The organism is Halomonas sp. A020 (genome assembly GCF_027943625.1).
Taxonomy (GTDB): domain Bacteria; phylum Pseudomonadota; class Gammaproteobacteria; order Pseudomonadales; family Halomonadaceae; genus Vreelandella; species Vreelandella piezotolerans.
Genome location: NZ_AP022850.1, coordinates 2,028,554 through 2,051,146, shown reverse-complemented (window position 1 = coordinate 2,051,146; position 22,593 = coordinate 2,028,554). Strand labels below are relative to the sequence as shown.

The following is a 22,593-nucleotide window of genomic DNA, read 5'->3' as shown; positions in this document are numbered from 1 at the left end:
AAGCGTAGGCGCTGACGGTTATTGCGGCTGACGCCGAGACTGATCCAGCAGACTACCCAGACTGGCCGCTTTTGGCTTCACTAGCCAGAAGTGGCGCGCGTAGTCGCTAAAGTCTTCCAGAATCGCCGCACCGCGTGCGGAACCCGTCGCGGCCACGTAGGCCTCGATCATTTCCCGCAGGTGGCGACGGTAGGCTTCCATCGCTTCGGTGTTGACCCGGTGAATTTCGACCAGCTCGTGGTTGTACTTGTCCACGAAGGTCCGGTCTTCATCGAGCACGTAGGCAAAGCCACCGGTCATGCCCGCCCCAAAGTTAACGCCGGTTTCACCCAGCACGCAGACCAAACCACCGGTCATGTACTCACAGCAGTGGTCACCCGCGCCTTCGATCACGGCCGTGGCGCCGGAGTTACGTACCGCAAAGCGCTCGCCAGCGGTACCGGCGGCAAACAGCGTGCCACCCGTAGCCCCATAGAGGCAGGTGTTGCCGATGATGGCCGTTTTGTGGCTCTCGAACTGGCTGACCTTGGGCGGCACGATGACGATGCTGCCGCCGTTCATGCCTTTACCGACGTAGTCGTTGGCATCACCTTCCAGGAAGAGGTTCAGACCACGGGCGTTCCACACGCCGAAGCTTTGGCCCGCCACACCGATAAAGCGCGCCGTCACCGGTGCGGCTTCGAGCCCCTCTTCACCGTAACGCTTGGCAATGGCACCGGAGGTGAGCGCCCCGACGCTGCGGTCGCAGTTGGTGATAGTGAAGTCGAAGGTGCCACCTGACTGAGACTCGATGGCTTCTTTCAGCGCCGCCAGCACTTCCTGGTTCTTGGCACCCGGGTCGTGGGGCACGTTGCGGCTCACTTCACAGAACTGAGGCGCATCCGCAGGCACGAAGTCGTTCGCCAACAGCGGCATTAAATCCAGCTTGCGCTGTGATGCCGTGTTGCCCTCCAACACTTCCAGCAGGTCCGTGCGGCCAATCAGGTCGGTGAGCTTGCGAACGCCCAGCATGGCCATCAGCTCGCGTACTTCTTCGGCAATAAAGCGGAAGTAGTTCTTCACCATATCCACGGTGCCGCGGAAGTGCTCGCCGCGCAGGAAGTCGTCCTGGGTCGCTACACCGGTGGCACAATTGTTCAGGTGGCAAATACGCAGGTATTTACAGCCCAGCGCCACCATCGGCGCGGTACCAAAACCGAAGCTCTCGGCCCCCAGAATCGCCGCTTTGACGACGTCAAGACCGGTTTTCAGGCCACCATCGGTTTGTAGGCGGATTTTGTCCCGCAGGCCGTTGATGCGAAGCGCCTGATGTACCTCCGGCAGGCCCAGCTCCCAAGGAGAACCGGCGTGCTTGATAGAGGTGAGCGGGCTAGCCGCGGTGCCGCCGTCGTAGCCAGACACGGTGATCAAGTCCGCATAGGCTTTGGCGACGCCGGTGGCAATGGTGCCGATCCCTGGCTCGGAGACGAGTTTCACCGAGACCTGCGCGTCTGGGTTGACCTGCTTGAGGTCAAAGATCAGCTGCGCCAAGTCTTCGATGGAGTAAATATCGTGGTGTGGCGGCGGCGAAATCAACGTGACGCCGGGCACCGAGTAGCGCAAGCGGGCAATCAGCTGATTGACCTTGCCGCCCGGCAGCTGGCCGCCTTCACCGGGCTTCGCGCCCTGAGCCACCTTGATCTGCAGCACGTCGGCATTGACCAGGTAAGCTGGCGTAACACCGAAACGACCTGAGGCGATCTGTTTGATCTTCGAGCTGCGAATGGTGCCGTAACGGGCCGGGTCTTCGCCACCTTCACCGGAGTTGGAGCGACCGCCCGCCTCGTTCATGGCCTGTGCCAGCGCTTCGTGCGCTTCGGGCGACAGTGCGCCCAGCGACATACCGGCACTATCGAAACGCGGAATCAGCGCTTCGATGGGCTCGACCTCTTCCAGCGGCACGGGCGACTCAGAAGGCTTGAGCGTCAGCAGGTCACGAATGGTGGCCACGGGACGTTCATTCACGAGTTGCGCAAATTTCTTCCACTTGGTGTAGCTGCCCTCTTGCACGGCGGCTTGTAGCGACTTCACCACATCCGGGTTGTAGGCGTGATACTCATGGCCGTGCACGTATTTGAGCATACCGCCTTGGGAGATACCTTTGCGGGGAATCCACGCCTCTTTGGCTAGTAGCTCTTGCTGAAGCTGGAGCTCGGCGAAGCCGGTGCCTTGAATACGCGACGCCATGCCCACGAAGCAGGTCTCCATGACCTCGTTCGACAGACCGACGGCCTCGAACAGCATGGAGCCACGATAGGAGGCCAGCGTCGAAATGCCCATCTTCGAAAGGATCTTGAAGAGCCCCTTCTGCAGGCCTTTACGGTAATTCTCGCGGGCGTCTGCCGGGTTGCCAGTCAGCTCCCCGGTGCGGTGCATATCCGCCATGACCTGATACGCCAGCCATGGGTAGACCGCTGTCGCGCCCACCCCGAACAGCACCGCCATCTGGTGCGCATCGCGGGCATAGCCAGTCTCGACCACGATGTTGGCATTGGGGCGTAGCGCCAGGCGGCCCAGGTGGGAATGCACCGCACCCACGGCCAGCGCTGCCTGAATGGGCAGCTGGCCTTTGGGCAGCTCCGCATCGCTCAGCACCAGAATCACTTTACCCGCTTTTACCTGCGCTTCGGCTTCTTGGCACAGCGCGGTAATCGCCTGCTGCAGGCTGGTCTGCTCTGGATCGTACCCGAGCGGCAGCATATGGCTAGCAAAGGCCGGATCGTCCTGGCTCACCAGGGCGGTGAATTTACGCGGCGAGAGCACCGGCGTGGTCAAAATCAAGCGATGGGCGTGTTCCGGTGTGGCCTTGAAGACGTTCAGCTCCGCGCCACAGCAGGTTTCCAACGACATCACGATCGCTTCGCGCAGCGGGTCGATCGGCGGGTTGGTGACCTGGGCAAACTTCTGCCGGAAGTAGTCGGTGAGCAGGCGCGGGCGGCTCGACAGTACCGCCATCGGCGTATCGTCGCCCATGGAGCCCACCGCCTCCTGGCCGCTCTCCGCTAGCGGGCGCAGTACCTGGTCGCGCTCTTCGAACGTTACCTGGAACATCTTCTGCTGCACGTTCAGCGCATCCGTGTCCATCGTTTGGAAGCGCGCCAGTTCGGTCAGCGCCGACTCCAGGTAGTTCGCTTCCTGTTTCAGCCAGCGCTTGTAGGGGTATGCGGACTTCAGGCGATCATCGATGTCCTGAGTGTGCAGCACTTCGCCCGTTTGGGTATCGACGGCCAGCATCTGGCCGGGGCCGACGCGGCCTTTTGCCACCACGTCTTCCGGCTTGTAGCCGTAGGTGCCGATTTCGGAGGCCAAGGTGATGTAGCCGTTCTTGGTAATCACCCAGCGCGCGGGGCGCAGGCCGTTACGGTCCAGCATACAGACCGCTTGGCGACCGTCGGTCATGACCACGCCTGCAGGGCCGTCCCACGGCTCCATGTGCATGGAGTTGTACTCGTAGAACGCGCGTAGCTCGGCGTCCATGGTCTCGACGTTTTGCCAGGCGGGCGGCACCATCATGCGCACGGCGCGGTGTAGCTCCATACCGCCGGTCAGCAGCACTTCCAGCATGTTATCCATACTGGAGGAGTCGGAGCCGGTGGTGTTGACGATTTCGTCTAGTTTAGCGATATCCGGCAGACGCTCGTTGACGAAGTTTGCCTTACGCGAGTTCGCCCAGCCGCGGTTGGCTTCGATGGTGTTGATCTCGCCGTTGTGCGCCAGCAGGCGGAACGGCTGTGCCAACGGCCAGCGCGGTGCGGTGTTGGTCGAAAAGCGCTGGTGGAAGACGCAGATGGCGGTTTCCAGGCGTGGGTCGTTCAGGTCTTTATAGAAGGCCGGCAGATCTTCCGGCATGACCAGGCCTTTATAGGAGACCACTTCGGTGGAGAGCGACGCCACGTAAAAGTCTTCGTCGCTGCGCAGCGCCTGCTCGGCGTAGCGGCGACCCATGAAAAGATCGACATCGAAATTGTCGCTGCTGCCGGGGGCAACGAACAGCTGCTCGATACGCGGCAGGCAGTCCAGCGCCATGGGGCCACAGACACTCGAGTCCGTGGGCACTACGCGCCAGCCCAGCACGTCCAAACCGCGTGCGCTTAACTCAGCCACCAGCGTCTCTTTAGCTTTGGCGGCACGCGCATCGTCGTTGGGTAAAAACACCGACCCCACCGCGAAGCGCTCGCCCAGCTCTACATCGAGCGACTCTTTAGCAGCAGCACGCATGAACTGTGCGGGCATCTTCAGCAGCAGGCCGCAACCGTCGCCAGTTTTACCATCTGCCGCGATACCGCCACGGTGGGTCATGCAAGTCAGTGATTCAATAGCCGTTTTCAGCAAGTCGTGGCTGGCCTGCCCTTCCATGTGGGCAATAAGGCCAAAGCCGCAGTTATCGCGAAACTCGCCTGGCTGGTGAAGACCTCTATTCATGGGCGTGCCTCTAGTCAGCGTATTTTGTAAGCAGCGTTTTTATGGTATTATTACGGGTTTTTCTTTTTTTATGGCTCTTGTTACCCGCCCAAAATAGGGTGTTTTCCGCATTCGCTGCTGCAAGAAAATGGTCGCTCAGCATAGCGATTTGCCACCGCGTAGCGCAATCGCTCGACACTCGCCAATCGTCAAAAACCCTCGCCAAATCCCGTAGTTGCACTACCGTTCAATAAAAAAACAGTTATACTTCAACGGCTTGCAGGCTAAAGAAACGGTATTTTAACGACCAATATAGAACACTAGACTTTAGTCTAATTTTAACCAAAAACCCCATGCCGATAGCGCATAAGGCATACGGATATCACTAGTCAGCAGCCATTTCGGCGCTTTCTAGGCAAACAAAACCCGCCTGTTTCGAGGCGGGTTTTGAGCGGGTGCGCTTACGATTGATTCCCCTAGCCGCGCGGATAACCATCAAGTAGCTGTCTCAGCGTCTCGATAGGCGTGGCATCGCTAACGCAGGCATCGCCCAAGTCGTTCAGTAGCACCAGACGCAGACGCGCGTCCACGTTCTTTTTATCCAGCCGCATTCGTGTCAAGAAGTCATCCGACGACATGCCCATTGGCGCAACAAGCGGAAGGCCCGCGCTTTCGATCACCGCTTTCGTGCGCTCTAAGGCATCAGCGCTGATCCACCCCAACTGGTGGGAGAGCGTGGCGGCCATCGCCATGCCGGCCCCTACGGCTTCGCCGTGCAGCCAGTTGCCGTAACCTTGATGCGCCTCGATGGCATGGCCAAAGGTGTGTCCTAGGTTCAACAGCGCACGTACGCCCTGCTCGGTTTCGTCTTCCGCTACGATATCGGCTTTGATCTGGCAGCTTTTGGCAATTGCATCTGCCACCACCTCGGGTTCGACGCGGCGCAGCGCCGCCATGTTCTGTTCCAGCCAAGCAAGGAAGGCGGCATCGCGAATGAAGCCGTACTTCACCACCTCCGCCAGCCCTGCAGAGAGCTCCCGCGCAGGCAGCGAGGTCAGCGTGGCGATATCCACTACCACGGCTCTGGGCTGCCAGAATGCGCCAATCATGTTCTTGCCCAGCGGATGGTTGACCCCGGTTTTACCGCCTACCGAGGAGTCCACCTGAGAAAGTAGTGTGGTGGGCACTTGAATGAACGCCACGCCGCGCTGATAGGACGCGGCCGCGTACCCCACCATGTCGCCAATCACACCACCTCCCAAGGCAATCAGGGTACAGCGGCGATTGAAGCCTGCCTCGAGCAGCGCATCCCAAATGCGCCCCACTTGTTCGATGGTTTTGTACTGCTCCCCATCCGGTAGCACCACGGTACGCACGTCGAGCCACTCGGGCAGCGACGCCTGCAGCGTCTGCAAATAGTGCCGGGCCACCGTCTCGTTGGTGACGATCATCACTTGGCTGCCCGCCAGATAAGGCACGAAGCTGTCTGCGCGTTGCAGCAGCCCTACGCCAATATGGATGGGGTAACTACGCTCGCCCAGATCGACGGTGAGCGTGCGTTGGGGGGCGTATTCGGTCATGGAGAAACCTTCTTCTGTGGGGCGCTGACAGCGTCCAACGGATCGATCAGGCGGTGTACGCGGCGCAATATCTCATTGACCACCGCACGCGGGCTGCGGCGGTCCGTCCGCACGGTAATGTCAGAGGTCGCACGATAAAGCGGATCGCGGGCGGCGAACATGTCGTTGAGCACCTGCTCGCGGTTCGCGCACTGCAACAGTGGACGATTGCGGTCTTTCGCGGTGCGCTTCAGCTGCTGTTCGACGGTGGTCATCAGGTAGATGACGGTGCCACGCTCGCGGAGCACCCGACGGTTCTCTTCTCGCAGTACCGCGCCACCACCGGTGGCAACGACCACCTCCGCTAGCTGGGTAAGCTCGTCGATCATCTGAATTTCACGCTGACGAAAACCTGGCTCGCCCTCGACGTCAAAGATCCAGGGAATATCGGCACCACAACGATCCTGTATGGCGTGGTCGCTATCGTAAAATGGGCGCGATAGCTCCCCTGCCAACAGGCGACCTATCGTGCTCTTGCCAGCCCCCATGGGGCCTATTAAAAAAAGATTGGGTAAATCCTGCATCAGCGAACCGCCAAACCATCGTCAAGTAGTCGTGGAGTAATAAAGACCAGTAACTCTACCTTTTCATTGCTCTCTTCGGTATAGCGAAAGAGTCGACCCAGCACGGGCAGGTCGCCTAATAGCGGCGTTTTCGCCATCTGGCTGAGCTGCTCCGTGGTCAAAATACCGCCCAATACCACCGTCTGACCATTATCCACCAGCACTTGGGTTTCGATTTGGTTGGTATCGATGGGCGGCTCGCCGCCAAACTCACTCTCTCGAAAGCTATCGTTCTTGATCACCAGATCCATGATGATGCGATTGTCTGGGGTGATTTGCGGCGTTACCTCCAGCGATAGCTCTGCCTCTTTAAATTCGGTGTCTGGGTTACCCTGCGCATCGACACTCTGAAATGCTCGCTCTTCGCCCTGGCGAATGGTGGCCGTGCGCTGATTGGCCGTGATCACGCGAGGCTGTGAGATCGTCTGACTCTTCCCTTCACTCTCGAGCGCACGCAGTTCCAGGTCGAGCAGAATATCCCCCGACAAATAGCCAAAGCTGAAGCCGGTGTTGGCTGCTGCCGTGGACCCCAAATCCACCGCCAATCCCCCCTGGGCACGATTGATACCGTTGGGGTTGATATCCCGGCGTGAGAAAGTGCCGTCATCGTTTTCTAAAAAACCGCGAGTGCTGGAAACGCCCCAGTTCACGCCCAGCTCGCGAGAGGCGGTATCCCGAGCAATGACGATACGTGCTTCGATTTGCACCTGTCGCACCGCCACATCGAGACGGTCGAGAGTCCGCAAGATGTCGCGTACCTGAGCAGCGGTATCCTGAATCAGTAGCGTGTTGGTACGCTGATCGACGCTCACCCGACCACGCTCGGTCAGCAGACCGAAACCTTCTGCTCCGCGCAGCAGCTGTGCCAGGTCCTCGGCACGGGCGTATTTCACCTCGATGAACTCGGTCACCAGCGGTGCCAGCGTTTGCTGCTGGTTGCGCGCTTCGATCTCCTGGCGTTCGATGTCTGCCAACTCACCCGCAGGTGCCACGACGATCACGTTCCCCTGCTCACGGCTTGAGAGCCCCTGGCTTTGCAAAATCAGCGCCAGGGCTTGGTCCCAGGGCACGTCGTTGAGATTGAGTGTCACACGCCCCGTCACACTGTCGCTCGCCACCAAGTTCAAGCCGGTAAATTCGGCCAGCGTGGCCAGCACTGCGCGCACTTCGATATCTTGGAAATTGAGGCTCAAGCGATCACCGGTAAAACTCTCGCCCTGACGCTCACGCTCTTGCTGGCTGGCCTGGCTCACCGGCTGCACTTCGACGGTGAGCGTGCGTCCGCTTTGCGATGAGACCATGGCGTAGGGGCCGTTGGTTTGCAGCTCCAGCAGTGTATCGCGCTGCCCGGAACGGGGCGTAATACGGGTAATCGGCGTGGCAAAGTCGGTTACGTCGTAGATTTGGTTGAGCGCATCGGGAATGTCCACATCGCGGAGTTCAGCCATGACCACGCCGCCACTGCCTTCGCGCACCTGCGTCACCACACCTTCCCGGTCGAAGGTGACCAGCAAACGGCCTGCTCCATCCTCCCCTCGGCGAAAATCGATATTGGTGACGCGTGGGCCTTCAGACGTTTCCAAGCCACTATCGACCGATGGCGGCGCTGCGCTGCTCAAGGCCACGCGCTCGGACGTTGGGACGTCCCCAGCACTCTTCAAGGTAATTCGTAGCTGATCGGCTTCCACGCGGGAGGTGTACTCGAGCGGTTGGCGTAGGTCGACCACCAGACGCGTTCGGCCATTTCCTTCCAATGCAGTAATCTTCTCGACGCCTGCGCGATCGACGTTGATCCGCCGCTGGGGCAAGCCACTTTGGGTATCGGCCAGGTCCAGCGCTAAGCGGGGCGGCGCGTCCAACCGATAGCCACGCAGTTCGGCCACACCGCCGCTGAATTGCAAGAGCAGCTCGACCTCACCGCTGTCGGTTTGGCGCACGTCCAAGTCGGTTAGCACAGACCCAAAGGCAAAAGTCGGCAACAGAGCTAACAGTGATAGCGTAATTCGACGAAGCGTGACGGCCATAGATATCATCCGGTAACGAGTCAATGTAGTGTACTGCCGAGTAGCGTGGGGCTAGCTACTCCTTTAGCGTGAGCGTTGCCTCGCGCTCTTGCCAACCTAACTGCTGATGTAACGTACGTTCGGTGATGCGCACTTCTTGCGGACTGATCGTGGTCACCTGCCCGAAATCGGTGCCTAGGTAGTTGCCTTCGCGCACGCTAGTGACGCTACCGTCTGGCGCGCTGATCAGTGCCACCTGTTGCCCGCCCATCCGCAGCGTGCCCACCAAACGTAGGCTTTGCAGCGGGAACTGCTCTAACGGCTCGGTCTTTCGCTGCTGGTCGGGGGCCAGGGCGCTTGCAAAGACGGCCGCCGCCTCGGTCGCTCGCACGCTCTTAGGAGCGAGGAACGGACTGCGGGCATCACTATAGCGGTACTCTATCGGCTGGTAGTCGGGAATCGTTGGAATGGCGACCGGCGGCTGTCCCGCTGGAGCGCGCCGAATCTCGTCCAACACCGACGCTAGCTGGCCAAGGTTGGCGTCACTACAACCCGCGAGAAGCGCCATTACGCCAAAAGTGAGTAAACGCTTCATGGTACGGGCGCCTCCCCGTCTGCTGCGTCTATATAGCTATAGGTGCGAGCGACCAATGACATACGCAGCGACTCACCGCTCTGCTCGGCCGGTGAGAGCGCGATATCGTGCTGGGTCACGATACGTGCCAACTGACTAATGTCGGCCACGAAGTGCGCCAGCTCGTGATAGCCGCCGCGCACCTGAATATCCAGCGGGTGCTCCACGTAGTGCGTATTTCGCACGGTGGGGCGCAGGCGAATCGTTTCGATACTCAAGTCATTATCCAGCGCTGCCTCGCTAATGCTATCCAATAACGAGGGAATTTCGGCACTGGTGGGCAGCATGGAGCGCATGGTGGTCATCTGCTCTTCGAGCGCGATGAGTTGGTCACGCACTTCGGGCAAAAAGGCCGCTTCAGAGACTTTGCTACGATACTCGTTCAGAAGACGCGCCTCTTGGCGCTGCGCCGCTTCCAGTTCGATGCGCTTTTCGCTCACCAACCACCAGCTCAGTCCGCCCAAGGCTACGCAAAACGCTAGCGCGCCACACAGCACCTTGAGTAGCACGGGCCACTCGCCCGCTTCTTTGACATCCAGCGACTGCCAATCCAGCGTTTTCAATCGCTGCCACTCATCCCGCCAGCGCTCGCGCCCCCCTATCATGGCGACTCCTCCCCGTCACCACTCTCTCTCAGCGACGACTGCACCACTTCGAACTGGAACAAGCGACTATTGCCATCTTGCCCGCTGGTCACCTCCGACAGTAGCGGCACTCCTAGCCCAGGCATACTGGCAATCTGACGCAGCTGATCGGATACCTGACGTTCGCTGCCCGCCATGGCCGATACGCTTACCTGCTCGCCGTTACGGGTCAGCCGCTGATACACCACGCCGTCTACCGCGCTTGCAGCGATATCGTTGAACAGTTGCACGGTACTCACCCGCTCGGCCTGCAGCGTGTTGAACAGCGCCAACTGCTCGCCTAGTCGCTCGGCGGTTTGTTGATAGCGCTGCACATCGGCAATTTCGTTATTCAGGCGCTCGATGTGCTGGGTGATATAGGCGTTACGCTGCTGCTGAGCGGCGAGCTTCTGCTGGTAAAGCTGAGCGACCCCCAGGCCCAGCGCAACCCCGGCGATCAGCATCAGCACGACGACCCCGTAAAAACGGCGGGTGCGTTTCTCCCGACGCGCCTCCCGCCAGGGAAGCAGGTTGATATTAATGCTCATAGTCCAACCCTCATCGCCAAACCGCCCGCGGTGAGCATGGCTGGAGCATCGTTCGTCAAACCTTCCATATTGAGGCGCTTATTGACACGCATACGCTGAAACGGATTGGCGATGGTCACCGACATACCGCTATCGTCGGCGATGCGCTCGGCCAAGCCGGGAATGACGCTCGAGCCGCCTGCCAGTACGATGTGCTGCACTTCGTGCTGGCGCCCGGCGGTATAATAGAGCTGCAGGGAGCGCCCCACCTGTTGCACGACGGTTTCCAGGAACGGATTGAGCACTTTCTCGTGGTAATCCTCAGGCAGGCCGCCGCGCTTTTTGGCAAAGCCCGCCTCTTCGTTACTCAAAGAGTAATGGTCGCGAATCGCGTCGGTGAGCTGGCGACCGCCAAACACCGTGTCCCGGCTATAAACGATGTGACCTCCACGCACGACGTGAAAGGCATTCATGTTAGCACCAATATCCACTAGCCCTACGCAGGCGTTGGGGTCGCTGTCGACGTTGAGCTGACGACGCAGCTCGGCCAGCGAGCGCTCCATGGCGAAGGTTTCCACGTCCACCGCCGCAGGCTCCAATCCGGCACGCTCCAAGGTTTCGGTGAGCTGTGACACATCCTGCTGGCGGCAAGCCACCAAAATGACCTGCTGCTGCTCGTCATCGAAGGGCGCAGGGCCCAGGCAGTGGAAGTCGAACGCCACTTCATTGAACGGAAACGGAATATGCCGGTCTGACTCGGCGATTATGCGCTCTTCGATCTCGTCTTCGCTCAGCGAGACGGGAAATTGAAGCGTTTTGGTAATGGCAGCGCTGGCCGGAACGGCCACGGCGGCTTTACGCGTTGAGGGTTTGGCGTGTTCGACGGCGCGACTCAGCATGTTGGCTACATCGTTCATATCTCGAATACGGCGTTCGACCACCGCACCTTCGCGAAGCGGGCGCACGGCGTAGCTCTCGACTTGGTAATTATCGTTGCACCGTTTGAGTTCGAGTAGCTTGACGGTCGCCGAGGTAATATCGACACCAATCAACCCTTTACTGGGTGTTAGTAAACGCATGTTGAGTTCGGCTCCGCCTGCCTATCGTGCAAGTTTCGAGGTTACATGATTTTTAGTTAAGGCACACGCCAATGCCTCTACGCCATATCAACACTGGTGGCCGCTGCCTCCCCTTCCTATAATGGCAGCCACTTGCGCGCCATGGCGTTAACACTGCCTTGGCTACTCCTCTTTTTACGGGTGCCCACTGTTCATGACGTTTTTACGGACTCTTGTGCTGTCACTATTTTCACTGGTCGTTGCGCTCTCGGGTGCGGTCATACTGGCGGTGATTGGTGCGGCGATCTATTTTTCGCCGGGCCTGCCCGACGTGCGTCAGCTGCAGGATTTCGAACTGCACACGCCACTACGGATTTTTACCAACGACGGCAAGCTGATCGGCGAATTCGGTGAAGAGCGCCGCGTGGCGATCGACTTCGATGACATTCCCCAAGACATGATCAACGCGCTAATTGCTGCCGAAGACGCCAGCTACTTCGATCATGCAGGCGTCGACCCGCGCGGCTTGGCGCGCGCGGCGGTCGAGCTGGTACAGAGTGGCGGCACCATTCAATCAGGGGGTTCCACCATCACTATGCAGGTCGCACGTAACTACATGCTGACCCTCGACCAGACGTTCACACGTAAAATTCGCGAGATTCTGCTCGCCCTGCAGATGGAGCAGATTCTCGACAAAGAGGAGATCTTCGAACTTTACGTCAATAAGATCTTTCTAGGTAACCGTGCTTATGGCATTGCCGCTGCCGCCGAGACCTATTACGACAAGCCACTCGCCGAGCTGAGCCTAGCGGAAACCGCCATGATTGCCGGACTGCCCAAAGCCCCCTCGGCGTTCAACCCACTGGCCAACTCCGAGCGTTCGCTGATTCGTCGCAACTGGATCCTATTCCGCATGCGCGAGCTGGGGTATATCGATGACGATACCTACCAAAGTGCCGTGCAGGCCCCGGTCACCGCACGCCGCCACTACACCCAAACCGAGGTGGATGCCGCCTACGTGGCAGAGATGGCACGCCAATACGCCATCGAGCGCTTTGGTGATACCGCCTATACCGGTGGCTACCGCATTTACACAACCATCGATAGCGAACTGCAGCCGTTTGCCCGTCAGGCGCTGGCCAATGGCCTGATCGCTTACGACTTACGCCATGGCTGGCGGGGTGCCGAGCAAGAGGACATTGCACCCAGCTTGGTCGAAGCCCAAGAGCAGACCACTACCCAGGGTTTGGAAGAGGAGCTGTCCGAGTCGCCGGAGATCCGCCAAACCGCTCGTCAGGCTGCCCAGCGTAGCCAAACCGAAGTCGCAGGCGTGGATGGCGATGTGAGCAACTGGCTTCAGGTACTGGAGCGTACGCCCAACTATGGCCTGCTGCAGCCTGCCATCGTGGTCGAGAGCAGTGGCCGTGAGATGCAGGTGCTGACTCGTGGCGGTGAGCTGCAAACGATTCCATGGAGTGGTCTCAGCTGGGCGCGCCCCTATTTGAGCCCGCGTAGCCGAGGGGCCGAACCGACCAGTGCGGCACAGATTGCCGAACGGGGCGACCTCATCCGCGTCATCGAGACCGATGACGGCACGCTGCGCCTTTCCCAACGTCCAGACGCCGAAGGCTCGCTAGTGGCGCAAGACCCACGCACCGGTGCGATTCTGGCGCTGCAGGGCGGCTTCGACTTCAACGCTAGTAAGTTCAACCGCGCCGTGCAAGCCCAGCGTCAGTCCGGCTCAATCTTCAAGCCGTTCATTTATCTCGCCGCCCTGCAAGATGGCGAAATGAACGCGGCGAGCGTGGTCAACGACGCGCCGGTGGTATTGGATGATGGCAGCGATTCACTATGGCGCCCGGTCAACTCAAGCCGCGACTTCCAAGGTCCGATGCGCCTGCGCCCGGCACTGGCACGTTCGCGCAATCTCGTCACCATTCGCGTGCTCCAAACCATGGGGCTCGACCACACGATCCAATATCTGGAAGGGTTCGGCTTCTCGCCGGAGCGTCTGCCCCGCGGCCTGTCACTGGCCCTAGGTAGCGCCAGTCTCACCCCGATGGAGATGACCAACGCCTACGCGGTGATCGCTAACGGCGGCTTCCAAGTCTCGCCTTGGTTCATCGAGCGGGTGACCCGCGATGACGATAACGAAGTGATCGATGAAGCTACGCCGCAGGTTGCCTGCGTGAGTTGCGCCGAGGGCCAGGAAACCGTCGAGATCGATGGCAAGACCTACCCGATCGCCCCTCGTGTGGCCGACGCGGCAGCGGTATATATTCTGCGTGACATGCTGCGCGACGTCATTACCTCCGGTACGGGCCGAGGTGCACTGAGCCTAAACCGTGAGGATATCGTCGGTAAAACCGGTACGACCAACAGCCAGCGAGACGCCTGGTTTGCCGGTTTCAACAGCAATCTCGTCACCACGGTGTGGGTCGGTAAAGACAGCAACGACACCATTGCCGAGTATGGCGCGAATGCCGCTCTACCCATCTGGATCGACTTCATGGGCGATGCGCTCGAAGGAACCCCCTCTGCACTGCCAGAGCGTCCCGACACCATCGTCACCGCACGGGTGGACCCGGAGACAGGCCGTCGTTTACACGATGACCAACCGGGCGGCATGACCGAGCTGTTCCACAGAGACCATCTACCGGATTTCCAGCCTCGCCGCATTAGCCAAGAGCTCGAGGAAGCCAGCGGCTCGCAAGGGTCTGGCACGGCAGAGTCGATCTTCTAAATACGAACCGACGCTAAAACGCAAAAGCCCGGGAACGAATGTTCCCGGGCTTTTTTGGTGCTGCTTTTCTCCTAGGCAAAATCAACCGGCCACCGGCGTTGGCTCCCGTTTGCTCGCCTGCCAGTTAGCGGCGATGGCTACGACCATGACCGTGACGCCGGCCACCTCCGTCCACAAGCTTGGGTAGAACACACCGACAATGGCGCCACCAATGGCCAAACGAGGCAGCCAAGACATACGCGTGAACAGGTAGCCTTCTAGCGAGGCCGCGAACGCACATAGCGCCAGTAGCGCGATGACTGCATTCCATACCACCACGAGCACCGGCCCGCCAATGATGATCTCCGGATTGAAGACCATGAACAGCGGAATCAGGTAGAGCCCCTTGGCAAATTTCCACGCCTGGAAACCTGTCTCCATGGGTTTACTGCCGGCAATGGCCGCCCCCGCAAACCCCGCCAAGGCAATCGGTGGCGTGACGTTGGAGTCCTGGGAGTACCAAAAAACCACCAAGTGAGCGATCAACAGCGGCACACCGAATTCGGCGGTCAGCGCCGGGCCCACCAGCACGATCAGAACGATGTAGCTGGCAGTGACCGGTAACCCCATCCCCAAAATTAGGCTCGCCAACAGCACCAACAGCAGTGCCAGCACCAGGTTGCCACCGGAGAACGCCAGCATCATGGAGGAGAACTTCAGACCCAGGCCGGTCAAACCGACCACGCCGACGATGATACCGGCGACAGCGCAAGCCATGGAGACCGCCACGGCATTGCGCGCGCCCAACTCTAATCCCTGGACCAGCTTCACGAGCCCTGCCCACACGACCGCTTTCGTGCGCTCGACCGTGACCGGCTGCCCCTGTTTGGGTGCCACGAAGAAATACCATAATGCATAGCGCAAGACGGCCACCGCCACCATGGTGACGACCGCGTAATACCCCACGCGCATGGGCGACATGCTCATGGCCAGCAGCCATACCAGCACCGCCAGCGGCAGCAGGAAGTGCCAGCCATCTTTCATGACTTGGCGCATTTGGGGCAGCTCGCTCTTGGCCATGCCCTGCATACCTTGTTTCAAAGCAATGATGTGGACGAACAGATAGACCGTCGCAAAGTACATGATCGCCGGCAGAATGCTGATTTTGACGATCTCTAAATAAGGCGTATTGGTATATTCGGCAATCAAGAAGGCGCCCGCGCCCATCAGCGGCGGCATGATTTGCCCGCCGGTGGAGGCGGCCGCTTCGATGCCCCCCGCCTGCTTCGGCTGGTAGCCCAGTTTCTTCATCAGCGGAATGGTGAACGCGCCGGTGGTGACCACGTTGGCAATGGCGCTCCCCGAAATCGATCCCATACCCGCCGAAGCCAGAACGGCCGCTTTGGCCGGACCGCCGCGCTGGCGTCCAGTGGCGGCGTATGCCATATCGATGAAGAACTTACCCGCGCCGGTGCTCTCCAAAAAAGCACCGAAGAGGACGAAAATGAAGATATAGGTAGCGGCAACACCCAGCGGCAGGCCAAAAATGCCCTCTTGGCCCAGGTAAAGCTGCCCGGCCACGCGGTCGAGGCTGTAGCCACGGTGCTCCATGATGCCGGGCATCCACTCGCCCAGCCAGGGAAGCTCCCCACGGGGGCCGGCAAACGCATAAACGATAGCGAGCAAGCCAATCACCGTCATACCAAAACCCACCGCGCGGCGGCTGGCCTCGAGTACGGTGACCGTGGCAATACAGGCAACCAAAATATCGGTCTGGTTCCAGAACCCGGCGCGACTAAAGATGGCATCCAAGTTGAACACCAAGTAGCCACCTGTGATCAGCGCACCGGCAAAGAAGACCAGGTCGATTCCCCAGCCCACGATGCCGCGCTTACGATTTGGCCCAAAGGCCGGAAACATCAAAAAGGCCAATAGCATGATCAGCGCTAGGTGAATGCTGCGCTGATAAAATAGGCCCAGCGGCTGAATACCCGCCGAGTAGAGTTGGAATAACGACAGTCCCACCGCCACGATGGTGATACACCATAAAACGAAGCGGGGTTGAATCGCATTGCCGCCCGGCATCACAGTCGGCGGTGGCGTGGATTCGTTCATGAAGTCCTCGGAAGCATAAGCTAACTTAGGGGGTTAACACCCACTTAATTTTTATGAAAAGCGACATCGATCGGCGCACTTATGAGGTGTTTGGCTAACGACACTCAACGCGATGACAAGGCTATCGTGACGCGTTGGCCAGCCGCCCGCTCACTCAGGCTCACGGTGGGATGCTCGCCATCTGGCCACATGACGCGGTGATTGACGGCCGTCGAGCCGACCCGTAGCACGTAGCGATTGTTCGCCACTGGCTCGTCGATGGCATTGATCCAGTAACCGCCCTGGCCGTCCGACACTTGCTCGCCGCGCCCGAAGATGTGCCCAAGCCCAGCGGCAAAATCCGGTTGGTGGCTGCGCTCGAGCTGCATCGTGCCACCCGCGTTGCGGTAACAGTCCAACACCGTAAAGTGCTCGACAGAGTGCTGCCACTGGATGCACCAGCGGCTGCCCTGCGGCGCAGCTGCATCTACGAGCGTGTCGCCCTGCTCGGTCACGACCCGCAGATGCCAAGACGCAGTCGCCGAAGCGGGGGAGGCCCCCGCTTCGGCGAACAAACCACTCATCAGTAAGAGCGCCATCAGTCGTCGTTGCCACTGCATGGCACGGCTCCTAATGGGTTACGGACGCAGACGGTCCGGGATCTCAGCGCCAACTTCTTCGAAGTAGCGAAGCGCGCCCGGATGCAGCGGTACCGGCGTAGAGTTCATAGTGAACTCGATGGTGGTGTCGTTGGCAGCCGGGTGGACGGCAATCAGCTCATCGGTGTTTTCGAACAGCAGCTGAGTCAACTGGTAGGCCAGCTCTTCGTCCATATCGGCGTTGACGACCAGCACGTTAGGGATACCGATGGTCTGTACCGCCTCGTCCATACCGTCGTACATGCCCGCCGCCAGCTCGTAAGGTGCAAAGACCGCTTCTTCTTCCTGAGCGTTGGCGATCTCTTCATCCGACAGGCTAATCAGGCGGATGTCGCGGGTCGCGGCGAGGTTGAGAATGGAGCTGGTGGGCGGCCCAACGCTCCAGAAACCGGCATCGATATCGCCATCACGAATGGCGTCAGCGGTTTCGTTGAAGTTCAAACGTTGGGGCGTGAAGTCTTCATAGCTCACCCCGTTGGCTTCTAGCAGAGCACGGGCGTTCAGCTCGGTGCCGCTACCCGGTGCGCCTACTGAGACACGCTTACCGGCCAGGTCGGCAATGCTCTGAATGTCAGACTCAGCCAGGGTGACGAGCTGCACGGCATTGGGATACACCGACGCCAGCGCGCGGGTGTTCTCGATCTGGCGGCCTTCGAAATCACCAGTACCGGTATACGCCTGATAAGCAGTATCTGCCAGCACTAGCGCCAGGTCGGCATCGCCACGCATGATCAAGCCCATGTTCTCGACCGAGGCGCCGGTCACTTCAGCCGTCGCTTGAGCACCTTCGATATGGTTGTTGATCATTTCGGCAAAGCCACCGCCGATGGGGTAGTAAACGCCGCCAGTACCGCCCGTGGCAATCGAGAGCTGCTGCGCGCTGGCAGGCAGCGCCACGGCGAGCATGGAGGCGGCGACGGTATATTTTAGAGTTCGCATGAGCGTTTCCTCCGTCCTACTTGGACTTATAGGTATGGTTGACGTAAAGGAGGTGTGAAGCCCCAGCCCCAGGCTGGTGTTGCCAGCCTTTGGAGCGGTGGACAGAAGTTAGCACGGCTGGCGCGTAAGATGCTAATCCAGCGCCATGCGGCTTTTTATTTCAACAGCGCTTTGACGTGCTCGACGATATGCGCCCCGATAGGTAGCGCCGACGTGGCCGCGGGCGACGGTGCATTGCCAACGTTCACCGTGCGCTTGGTGTTCACGAACAAAAAGTCGTCCACCAGCTTGCCATCATTAGAGACCGCCTGGGCGCGCACCCCCGCGGGATAAGGCGTAAGATCGTCGAGCGTCAGGCTGGGACAGTACTTACGCACCAGCTCGAGATAGCCACGCTTGTAGAGCGAGTTCTTCATTTCGAAGAGCCCCGGCTTCAAGTGTTTACCTAACACCTTCAAGATACCAGGATGGGTGAACATCTGGCCCATGTCACTCAGCGACATGTCCTGTTTGCGGTAGCCCTCGCGTTTTAACGCCAACACGGCATTCGGCCCCACGGTGACCGTGCCATCGATCATCCGCGTCAGGTGCACGCCCAAGAACGGCATGGCAGGATCGGGAATAGGATAAATCAGATGGTTGACGATTTGGTTGTGGCGCTTGGGTAGCCGATAGTACTCACCGCGGAAGGGGCAAATCGTAAAGCCAGGGTCTTTGCCTAGCATGCGGATGACGCGATCGGCCATCAGTCCCGAGCAAGAGACGAGGTAACGACCGGTGAAAGCGCCCTTTTGGGTCGTCACCACTACCTCGTTGGTACGCTCTTCCAAACCGGTCACGCAGTGGTCAAAGCGGACCTCACCGCCAAGGCGGGTAAACTCCGCCGCCATGGCACGGGTCACCTCGGCGTAGTTCACAATGCCACTCGAAGGCACGTAAATCCCCGCCACGCCGGTGATATTGGGCTCACGCTCTTTGAGTGCCTCTGCCTCTAGCCATTCACGCTCCAGTCCGTTGGCGGCGGTGCGCTCCCACAGCGCCTCCATGCGCTGTTTTTCGAGTGCATTGGTGGCTACCAACAGTTTGCCGCAGATGTCGTAAGGTACGCCGTGCTGGTCGCAGAACGCCCGAGTAGCGCGATTGCCTTCCAAGCAAAACGTCGCTTTCAGGCTGCCCGGCGTGTAGTAGACCCCCGCATGAATCACACCGCTATTGTGACCGGTTTGATGCTGGGCCGCTCCCGACTCTTTCTCGATCACCAAAAGGCGCTTATCTGGGTAAGCCTGCTGCAGCTGCATGGCGGTGGAAAATCCCAAAATACCGCCGCCTACAATGATGAAATCCCACATAAATGTCGTTACCTGTGCCAAATTTTCAAAATTTATTGATAATAGCCGCTATTCAGCGTTGACCGCCACGCCCCTACATTGGTCTAAGCCACATTGGTTCAAGGAGTTCCCATGGAGCATGAAGCCCCGCGTCAAAACCTCGCGATGAGCGCTTACCAATCGCTCAAGCATGACATCATTCGCGGCCGCTACGCGCCTGAAGAGAAGCTCTTGATGAGCCGCTTGAAAGCGTATTACGGGGTGAGCACCGGGCCGCTGCGCGAAGCCCTTTCCCAGCTGGTGGCCGACCGTTTGGTGGTCGCCATCAGTCAACGCGGCTACCGAGTGGCCGCCATGTCGCTGGCCGAGCTGAACGATATCTACGATGCCCGCGCCCAGTTGGAAGGGCTGATTTTGCGCTTGGCGATCGAGCGCGGCGATGACGATTGGGAAGCCAACGTACTGGCGACCGCCCACCGGCTAGCCAAAGTGACCGAGGTCAGCTCCCCCGACGAGCTGCTGGATGGTTGGGATTTGCGCCACAAAGCGTTTCACACCGCCATCGCCAGCGGCTGTAACTCGCCGCACCTGCTGCAAATGCGTGACACCCTCTTCGATCAGGTGGAGCGCTACCGCCATTTATGGCTGCAAGAGACCGTCATGTCGCCTCAAGCCCTTGAAATCAAACGCCAAGAACACGCCACGCTGGTGGACGTCATTCTCGCCCGCAATGCCGAACAGGCCGCTAACCTGATGCGCGACCACCTAATGACGCCAGTCCCCATCATTACCCGGGTACTCCAAGCCCGTGGCATCGATTAAAATCTTCGTTTTAAAAAAATGTAGAAATTTTTAAATAACGGCGATACATTGGGCTCAACACGATCATCTTTCGGAGTTCACGCCATGACACGCTTCAACTGGGACGACCCGCTTCTACTGGAAAGCCAGCTCACCGACGAAGAGCGCCAGATCCGCGATGCCGCCCATGACTACTGCCAGGAAAACCTGCAGCCTCGGGTACTCAGCGCCTTCCGTGAAGAGCGTTTCGACCGCGAGATCATGAACGAGATGGGCGAGCTGGGTCTGCTAGGTGCCACGGTGTCTCCGGAGTACGGCGGTGCGGGCGTCAACCATGTGGCTTATGGCCTAATCGCCCGCGAAGTAGAACGTGTCGATTCCGGCTACCGCTCGGCCATGAGCGTCCAGTCGTCGCTGGTGATGTACCCCATCGAAGCCTACGGTTCCGAAGAGCAGAAGCATAAGTACCTGCCTAAGCTTGCCAGCGGCGAGATGGTCGGCTGCTTTGGCCTGACCGAACCCGACCATGGCTCCGACCCAGGCTCCATGATTACCCGTGCGGAAAAGGTCGATGGCGGTTACCGCCTGACCGGCGCGAAAATGTGGATCACCAACAGTCCGATTGCCGACATTGCTGTGGTATGGGCGAAATCTGCCGCCCACGACAACCAGATCAAAGGGTTCATCGTCGAGCGTGGCACCGAAGGCTTCTCCACCCCGAAAATCGAAGGCAAGGTCTCCCTGCGTGCCTCCATCACCGGCGAAATCGTCCTCGACAACGCTTTCGTGCCCGAAGAGAACCTGCTGCCTAACGTAAGCGGCCTGAAAGGTCCCTTCGGCTGTTTGAACAAAGCCCGCTACGGCATTGCCTGGGGCGTGATGGGCACCGCCGAATTCTGCTGGCACGCTGCCCGCCAGTACACCCTCGACCGTAAACAGTTTGGCCGCCCGCTGGCCGCCAACCAGCTGATCCAGAAGAAGCTGGCCGACATGCAGACCGAAATCACCCTGGGCCTGCAAGCCGCCCTGCAGGTGGGCCGCCTGATGGACAGCGGTAACTGGGCGCCGGAAATGATCTCGCTGATCAAGCGCAACAACTGCGGTAAAGCCCTGGATATCGCTCGCGTGGCCCGCGACATGCACGGTGGAAACGGTGTCTCCGACGAGTACGGCGTGATTCGTCACATGGTGAACCTGGAGTCCGTGAATACCTATGAAGGTACTCATGATGTGCACGCTCTGATTTTGGGCCGCGCGCAAACCGGCATCCAGTCGTTCTTCTAAATTCGTAGCTACTCAGCGAGGCACCCGATGAGCACAGCCGCCAAGCCCCTAGCAGGCATTAAAGTACTCGATATCTCTCGCGTACTAGCAGGCCCTTGGTGTGGGCAGATGCTGGCCGACATGGGTGCTGAAGTGATCAAGATCGAGCGTCCCCAAAGCGGCGATGATACCCGCCACTGGGGGCCGCCCTGGCTCTCCGGCAGCACGGAATCGGCCTATTACCTGTGCGCCAATCGCGGTAAGCGTTCGGTGACGGTGGATATGGCCAAGCCCGAAGGCCAAGCACTGATCAAGCAGCTCGCCGCGCAGTCGGACGTGCTGCTCGAGAACTTCAAGGTGGGCGGGCTGAAAAAGTATGGCCTGGACTACGCGAGCCTGAAAGCGCTCAATCCCGGCTTGGTCTACTGCTCCATCACCGGTTTTGGCCAGGAAAGCCCTTACGCCCACCGGGCAGGCTACGACTTCATGATCCAAGCCATGGGCGGCCTCATGAGCCTGACCGGTAAACCGGACAGTGAATCCGGGGGCGGCCCGGTCAAGGTGGGGGTCGCCATCACCGATATTTTTACCGGCCTCTACGCCGCCAATGCGGTGCTGGCGGCCCTCTACCAACGCCGCGATAGTGGCAAAGGCTGCCATATCGATCTGGCACTCATGGATGTGCAGGTGGGCGTGTTGGCCAATCAGGCGTTGAACTACCTGACGTCTGGCCAGGTGCCCCAACGTCTGGGTAATGCACACCCCAACATCGTGCCCTATCAAGCCTTTGCCACGGCCGATGGTCATATGATCGTGGCGGTCGGTAATGACGAGCAGTTCAGACGCTTCTGCCAGGTGATCGACCAGCCGCAGCTCGCTCAAGACGAGCGCTTCGCCACCAACGGCAGCCGAGTTCAGCATCGCGACACCTTGATACCGCTTCTGGAATTGGCACTTGGCGCACAACCTACCGATACTTGGCTTTCGGCCTTCGAGGCCGTGGGCGTGCCCTGCGGGCCGATCAATACCCTGGATCGCGTGTTCGACGACCCCCATGTCAAAGCACGCGGATTGAAACAAACGTTGCCCCATTCCCAGGCAGGTGAGGTCAACCTCGTAGCCAATCCGATCCGCATCAACGGCGAATCGATCAGTGCCACCACCGCGCCGCCCACGCTTGGCGAGCACACGGACAGCGTGCTGGATGCCATCGGCATCAGCGATGAGCAGCGCCTAGCGCTTCGCCAAGCGGGCATAATCTAATCAGACGCTATTGGCGGCAAACGAGCCTACCACCCCGCTTCTCAAAACGCCCTTCGG

Annotated in this window: 16 protein-coding genes; 4 read left to right on the top strand and 12 right to left on the bottom strand. The window is 59.6% G+C overall.

Annotated features, from left to right (window positions below; all coding sequences use genetic code 11):
* Nucleotides 1–18: 18 nt before the first annotated feature.
* The 8 genes from gltB to pilM all read right to left on the bottom strand — a co-directional run bounded on the left by gltB (nucleotide 19) and on the right by pilM (nucleotide 11,488).
* The gene (gltB, locus tag FRH_RS09505; RefSeq protein WP_139525131.1) at nucleotides 19–4,461 is read right to left on the bottom strand and encodes a glutamate synthase large subunit; all 4,443 of its coding nucleotides are present in this window, start codon (nucleotides 4,459–4,461) and stop codon (nucleotides 19–21) included.
* A 455-nt stretch (nucleotides 4,462–4,916) separates the two neighbouring features.
* Nucleotides 4,917–6,020, bottom strand: a complete 1,104-nt coding sequence (aroB, locus tag FRH_RS09500; protein WP_219862946.1) for a 3-dehydroquinate synthase — start codon at nucleotides 6,018–6,020, stop codon at nucleotides 4,917–4,919.
* Entirely contained in the window at nucleotides 6,017–6,583 is a 567-nt protein-coding gene (gene aroK / locus FRH_RS09495; RefSeq protein ID WP_139525129.1) for a shikimate kinase AroK, read from the bottom strand. Before aroK ends, aroB begins: the two co-directional genes overlap by 4 nt.
* Entirely contained in the window at nucleotides 6,583–8,646 is a 2,064-nt protein-coding gene (gene pilQ / locus FRH_RS09490) for a type IV pilus secretin family protein (protein WP_219862944.1), read from the bottom strand. Before pilQ ends, aroK begins: the two co-directional genes overlap by 1 nt.
* Nucleotides 8,647–8,701: 55 nt before the next feature.
* On the bottom strand, nucleotides 8,702–9,220 hold the full coding sequence (locus FRH_RS09485) for a pilus assembly protein PilP (RefSeq protein ID WP_219862942.1): 519 nt from the start codon (nucleotides 9,218–9,220) through the stop codon (nucleotides 8,702–8,704).
* Entirely contained in the window at nucleotides 9,217–9,864 is a 648-nt protein-coding gene (locus tag FRH_RS09480) for a type 4a pilus biogenesis protein PilO (protein ID WP_139525126.1), read from the bottom strand. Before FRH_RS09480 ends, FRH_RS09485 begins: the two co-directional genes overlap by 4 nt.
* Nucleotides 9,861–10,430, bottom strand: a complete 570-nt coding sequence (locus FRH_RS09475; protein WP_139525125.1) for a PilN domain-containing protein — start codon at nucleotides 10,428–10,430, stop codon at nucleotides 9,861–9,863. Before FRH_RS09475 ends, FRH_RS09480 begins: the two co-directional genes overlap by 4 nt.
* Entirely contained in the window at nucleotides 10,427–11,488 is a 1,062-nt protein-coding gene (pilM, locus tag FRH_RS09470; RefSeq protein WP_139525124.1) for a type IV pilus assembly protein PilM, read from the bottom strand. The genes FRH_RS09475 and pilM overlap by 4 nt, the downstream gene beginning before the upstream one ends.
* A 193-nt stretch (nucleotides 11,489–11,681) precedes the next feature.
* Here pilM and FRH_RS09465 point away from each other — a divergent pair, with 193 nt between their 5' ends.
* Nucleotides 11,682–14,210 carry a penicillin-binding protein 1A gene (locus tag FRH_RS09465; RefSeq protein ID WP_281996774.1) on the top strand — a complete coding sequence of 843 codons (2,529 nt, stop codon included), beginning with the start codon at nucleotides 11,682–11,684 and terminating at the stop codon, nucleotides 14,208–14,210.
* 81 nt (nucleotides 14,211–14,291) lie between these two features.
* Here the strand turns inward: FRH_RS09465 and FRH_RS09460 are convergent, their stop codons facing one another.
* The 4 genes from FRH_RS09460 to lhgO form a co-directional block, all read right to left on the bottom strand.
* Nucleotides 14,292–16,304 (bottom strand): TRAP transporter permease, encoded by a 2,013-nt coding sequence (locus tag FRH_RS09460; protein WP_153842148.1) that lies wholly within the window; start codon nucleotides 16,302–16,304, stop codon nucleotides 14,292–14,294.
* 104 nt (nucleotides 16,305–16,408) lie between these two features.
* Nucleotides 16,409–16,903, bottom strand: coding sequence for a DUF1850 domain-containing protein (locus FRH_RS09455; RefSeq protein WP_139525121.1), 495 nt, complete (start codon nucleotides 16,901–16,903; stop codon nucleotides 16,409–16,411).
* Between the two features lie 18 nt (nucleotides 16,904–16,921).
* On the bottom strand, nucleotides 16,922–17,881 hold the full coding sequence (locus tag FRH_RS09450; protein WP_281996773.1) for a TAXI family TRAP transporter solute-binding subunit: 960 nt from the start codon (nucleotides 17,879–17,881) through the stop codon (nucleotides 16,922–16,924).
* Nucleotides 17,882–18,036: 155 nt separating this feature from the next.
* Nucleotides 18,037–19,230, bottom strand: coding sequence for an L-2-hydroxyglutarate oxidase (gene lhgO, locus FRH_RS09445; RefSeq protein WP_281996772.1), 1,194 nt, complete (start codon nucleotides 19,228–19,230; stop codon nucleotides 18,037–18,039).
* Nucleotides 19,231–19,341: 111 nt separating this feature from the next.
* Here lhgO and csiR point away from each other — a divergent pair, with 111 nt between their 5' ends.
* The 3 genes from csiR (at nucleotide 19,342) to FRH_RS09430 (ending at nucleotide 22,536) form a co-directional block, all read left to right on the top strand.
* A complete protein-coding gene (gene csiR, locus FRH_RS09440; RefSeq protein ID WP_281996771.1) occupies nucleotides 19,342–20,031 on the top strand; it encodes a DNA-binding transcriptional regulator CsiR in 690 nt (229 codons plus the stop codon).
* A gap of 84 nt (nucleotides 20,032–20,115) precedes the next feature.
* Nucleotides 20,116–21,294 (top strand): acyl-CoA dehydrogenase, encoded by a 1,179-nt coding sequence (locus FRH_RS09435; RefSeq protein ID WP_239295872.1) that lies wholly within the window; start codon nucleotides 20,116–20,118, stop codon nucleotides 21,292–21,294.
* Between the two features lie 27 nt (nucleotides 21,295–21,321).
* Nucleotides 21,322–22,536, top strand: a complete 1,215-nt coding sequence (locus FRH_RS09430; RefSeq protein ID WP_139525116.1) for a CaiB/BaiF CoA-transferase family protein — start codon at nucleotides 21,322–21,324, stop codon at nucleotides 22,534–22,536.
* Nucleotides 22,537–22,593: the final 57 nt, after the last annotated feature.

Bases quoted from the DNA above. Each gene is read 5' to 3' on its own strand.
- gltB (WP_139525131.1), bottom strand. From the start codon at position 4,461: ATGAATAGAGGTCTTCACCAGCCAGGCGAGTTTCGCGATAACTGCGGC.
- aroB (WP_219862946.1), bottom strand. From the start codon at position 6,020: ATGACCGAATACGCCCCCCAACGCACGCTCACCGTCGATCTGGGCGAG.
- aroK (WP_139525129.1), bottom strand. From the start codon at position 6,583: ATGCAGGATTTACCCAATCTTTTTTTAATAGGCCCCATGGGGGCTGGC.
- pilQ (WP_219862944.1), bottom strand. From the start codon at position 8,646: ATGGCCGTCACGCTTCGTCGAATTACGCTATCACTGTTAGCTCTGTTG.
- FRH_RS09485 (WP_219862942.1), bottom strand. From the start codon at position 9,220: ATGAAGCGTTTACTCACTTTTGGCGTAATGGCGCTTCTCGCGGGTTGT.
- FRH_RS09480 (WP_139525126.1), bottom strand. From the start codon at position 9,864: ATGATAGGGGGGCGCGAGCGCTGGCGGGATGAGTGGCAGCGATTGAAA.
- FRH_RS09475 (WP_139525125.1), bottom strand. From the start codon at position 10,430: ATGAGCATTAATATCAACCTGCTTCCCTGGCGGGAGGCGCGTCGGGAG.
- pilM (WP_139525124.1), bottom strand. From the start codon at position 11,488: ATGCGTTTACTAACACCCAGTAAAGGGTTGATTGGTGTCGATATTACC.
- FRH_RS09465 (WP_281996774.1), top strand. From the start codon at position 11,682: ATGACGTTTTTACGGACTCTTGTGCTGTCACTATTTTCACTGGTCGTT.
- FRH_RS09460 (WP_153842148.1), bottom strand. From the start codon at position 16,304: ATGAACGAATCCACGCCACCGCCGACTGTGATGCCGGGCGGCAATGCG.
- FRH_RS09455 (WP_139525121.1), bottom strand. From the start codon at position 16,903: ATGCAGTGGCAACGACGACTGATGGCGCTCTTACTGATGAGTGGTTTG.
- FRH_RS09450 (WP_281996773.1), bottom strand. From the start codon at position 17,881: ATGCGAACTCTAAAATATACCGTCGCCGCCTCCATGCTCGCCGTGGCG.
- lhgO (WP_281996772.1), bottom strand. From the start codon at position 19,230: ATGTGGGATTTCATCATTGTAGGCGGCGGTATTTTGGGATTTTCCACC.
- csiR (WP_281996771.1), top strand. From the start codon at position 19,342: ATGGAGCATGAAGCCCCGCGTCAAAACCTCGCGATGAGCGCTTACCAA.
- FRH_RS09435 (WP_239295872.1), top strand. From the start codon at position 20,116: ATGACACGCTTCAACTGGGACGACCCGCTTCTACTGGAAAGCCAGCTC.
- FRH_RS09430 (WP_139525116.1), top strand. From the start codon at position 21,322: ATGAGCACAGCCGCCAAGCCCCTAGCAGGCATTAAAGTACTCGATATC.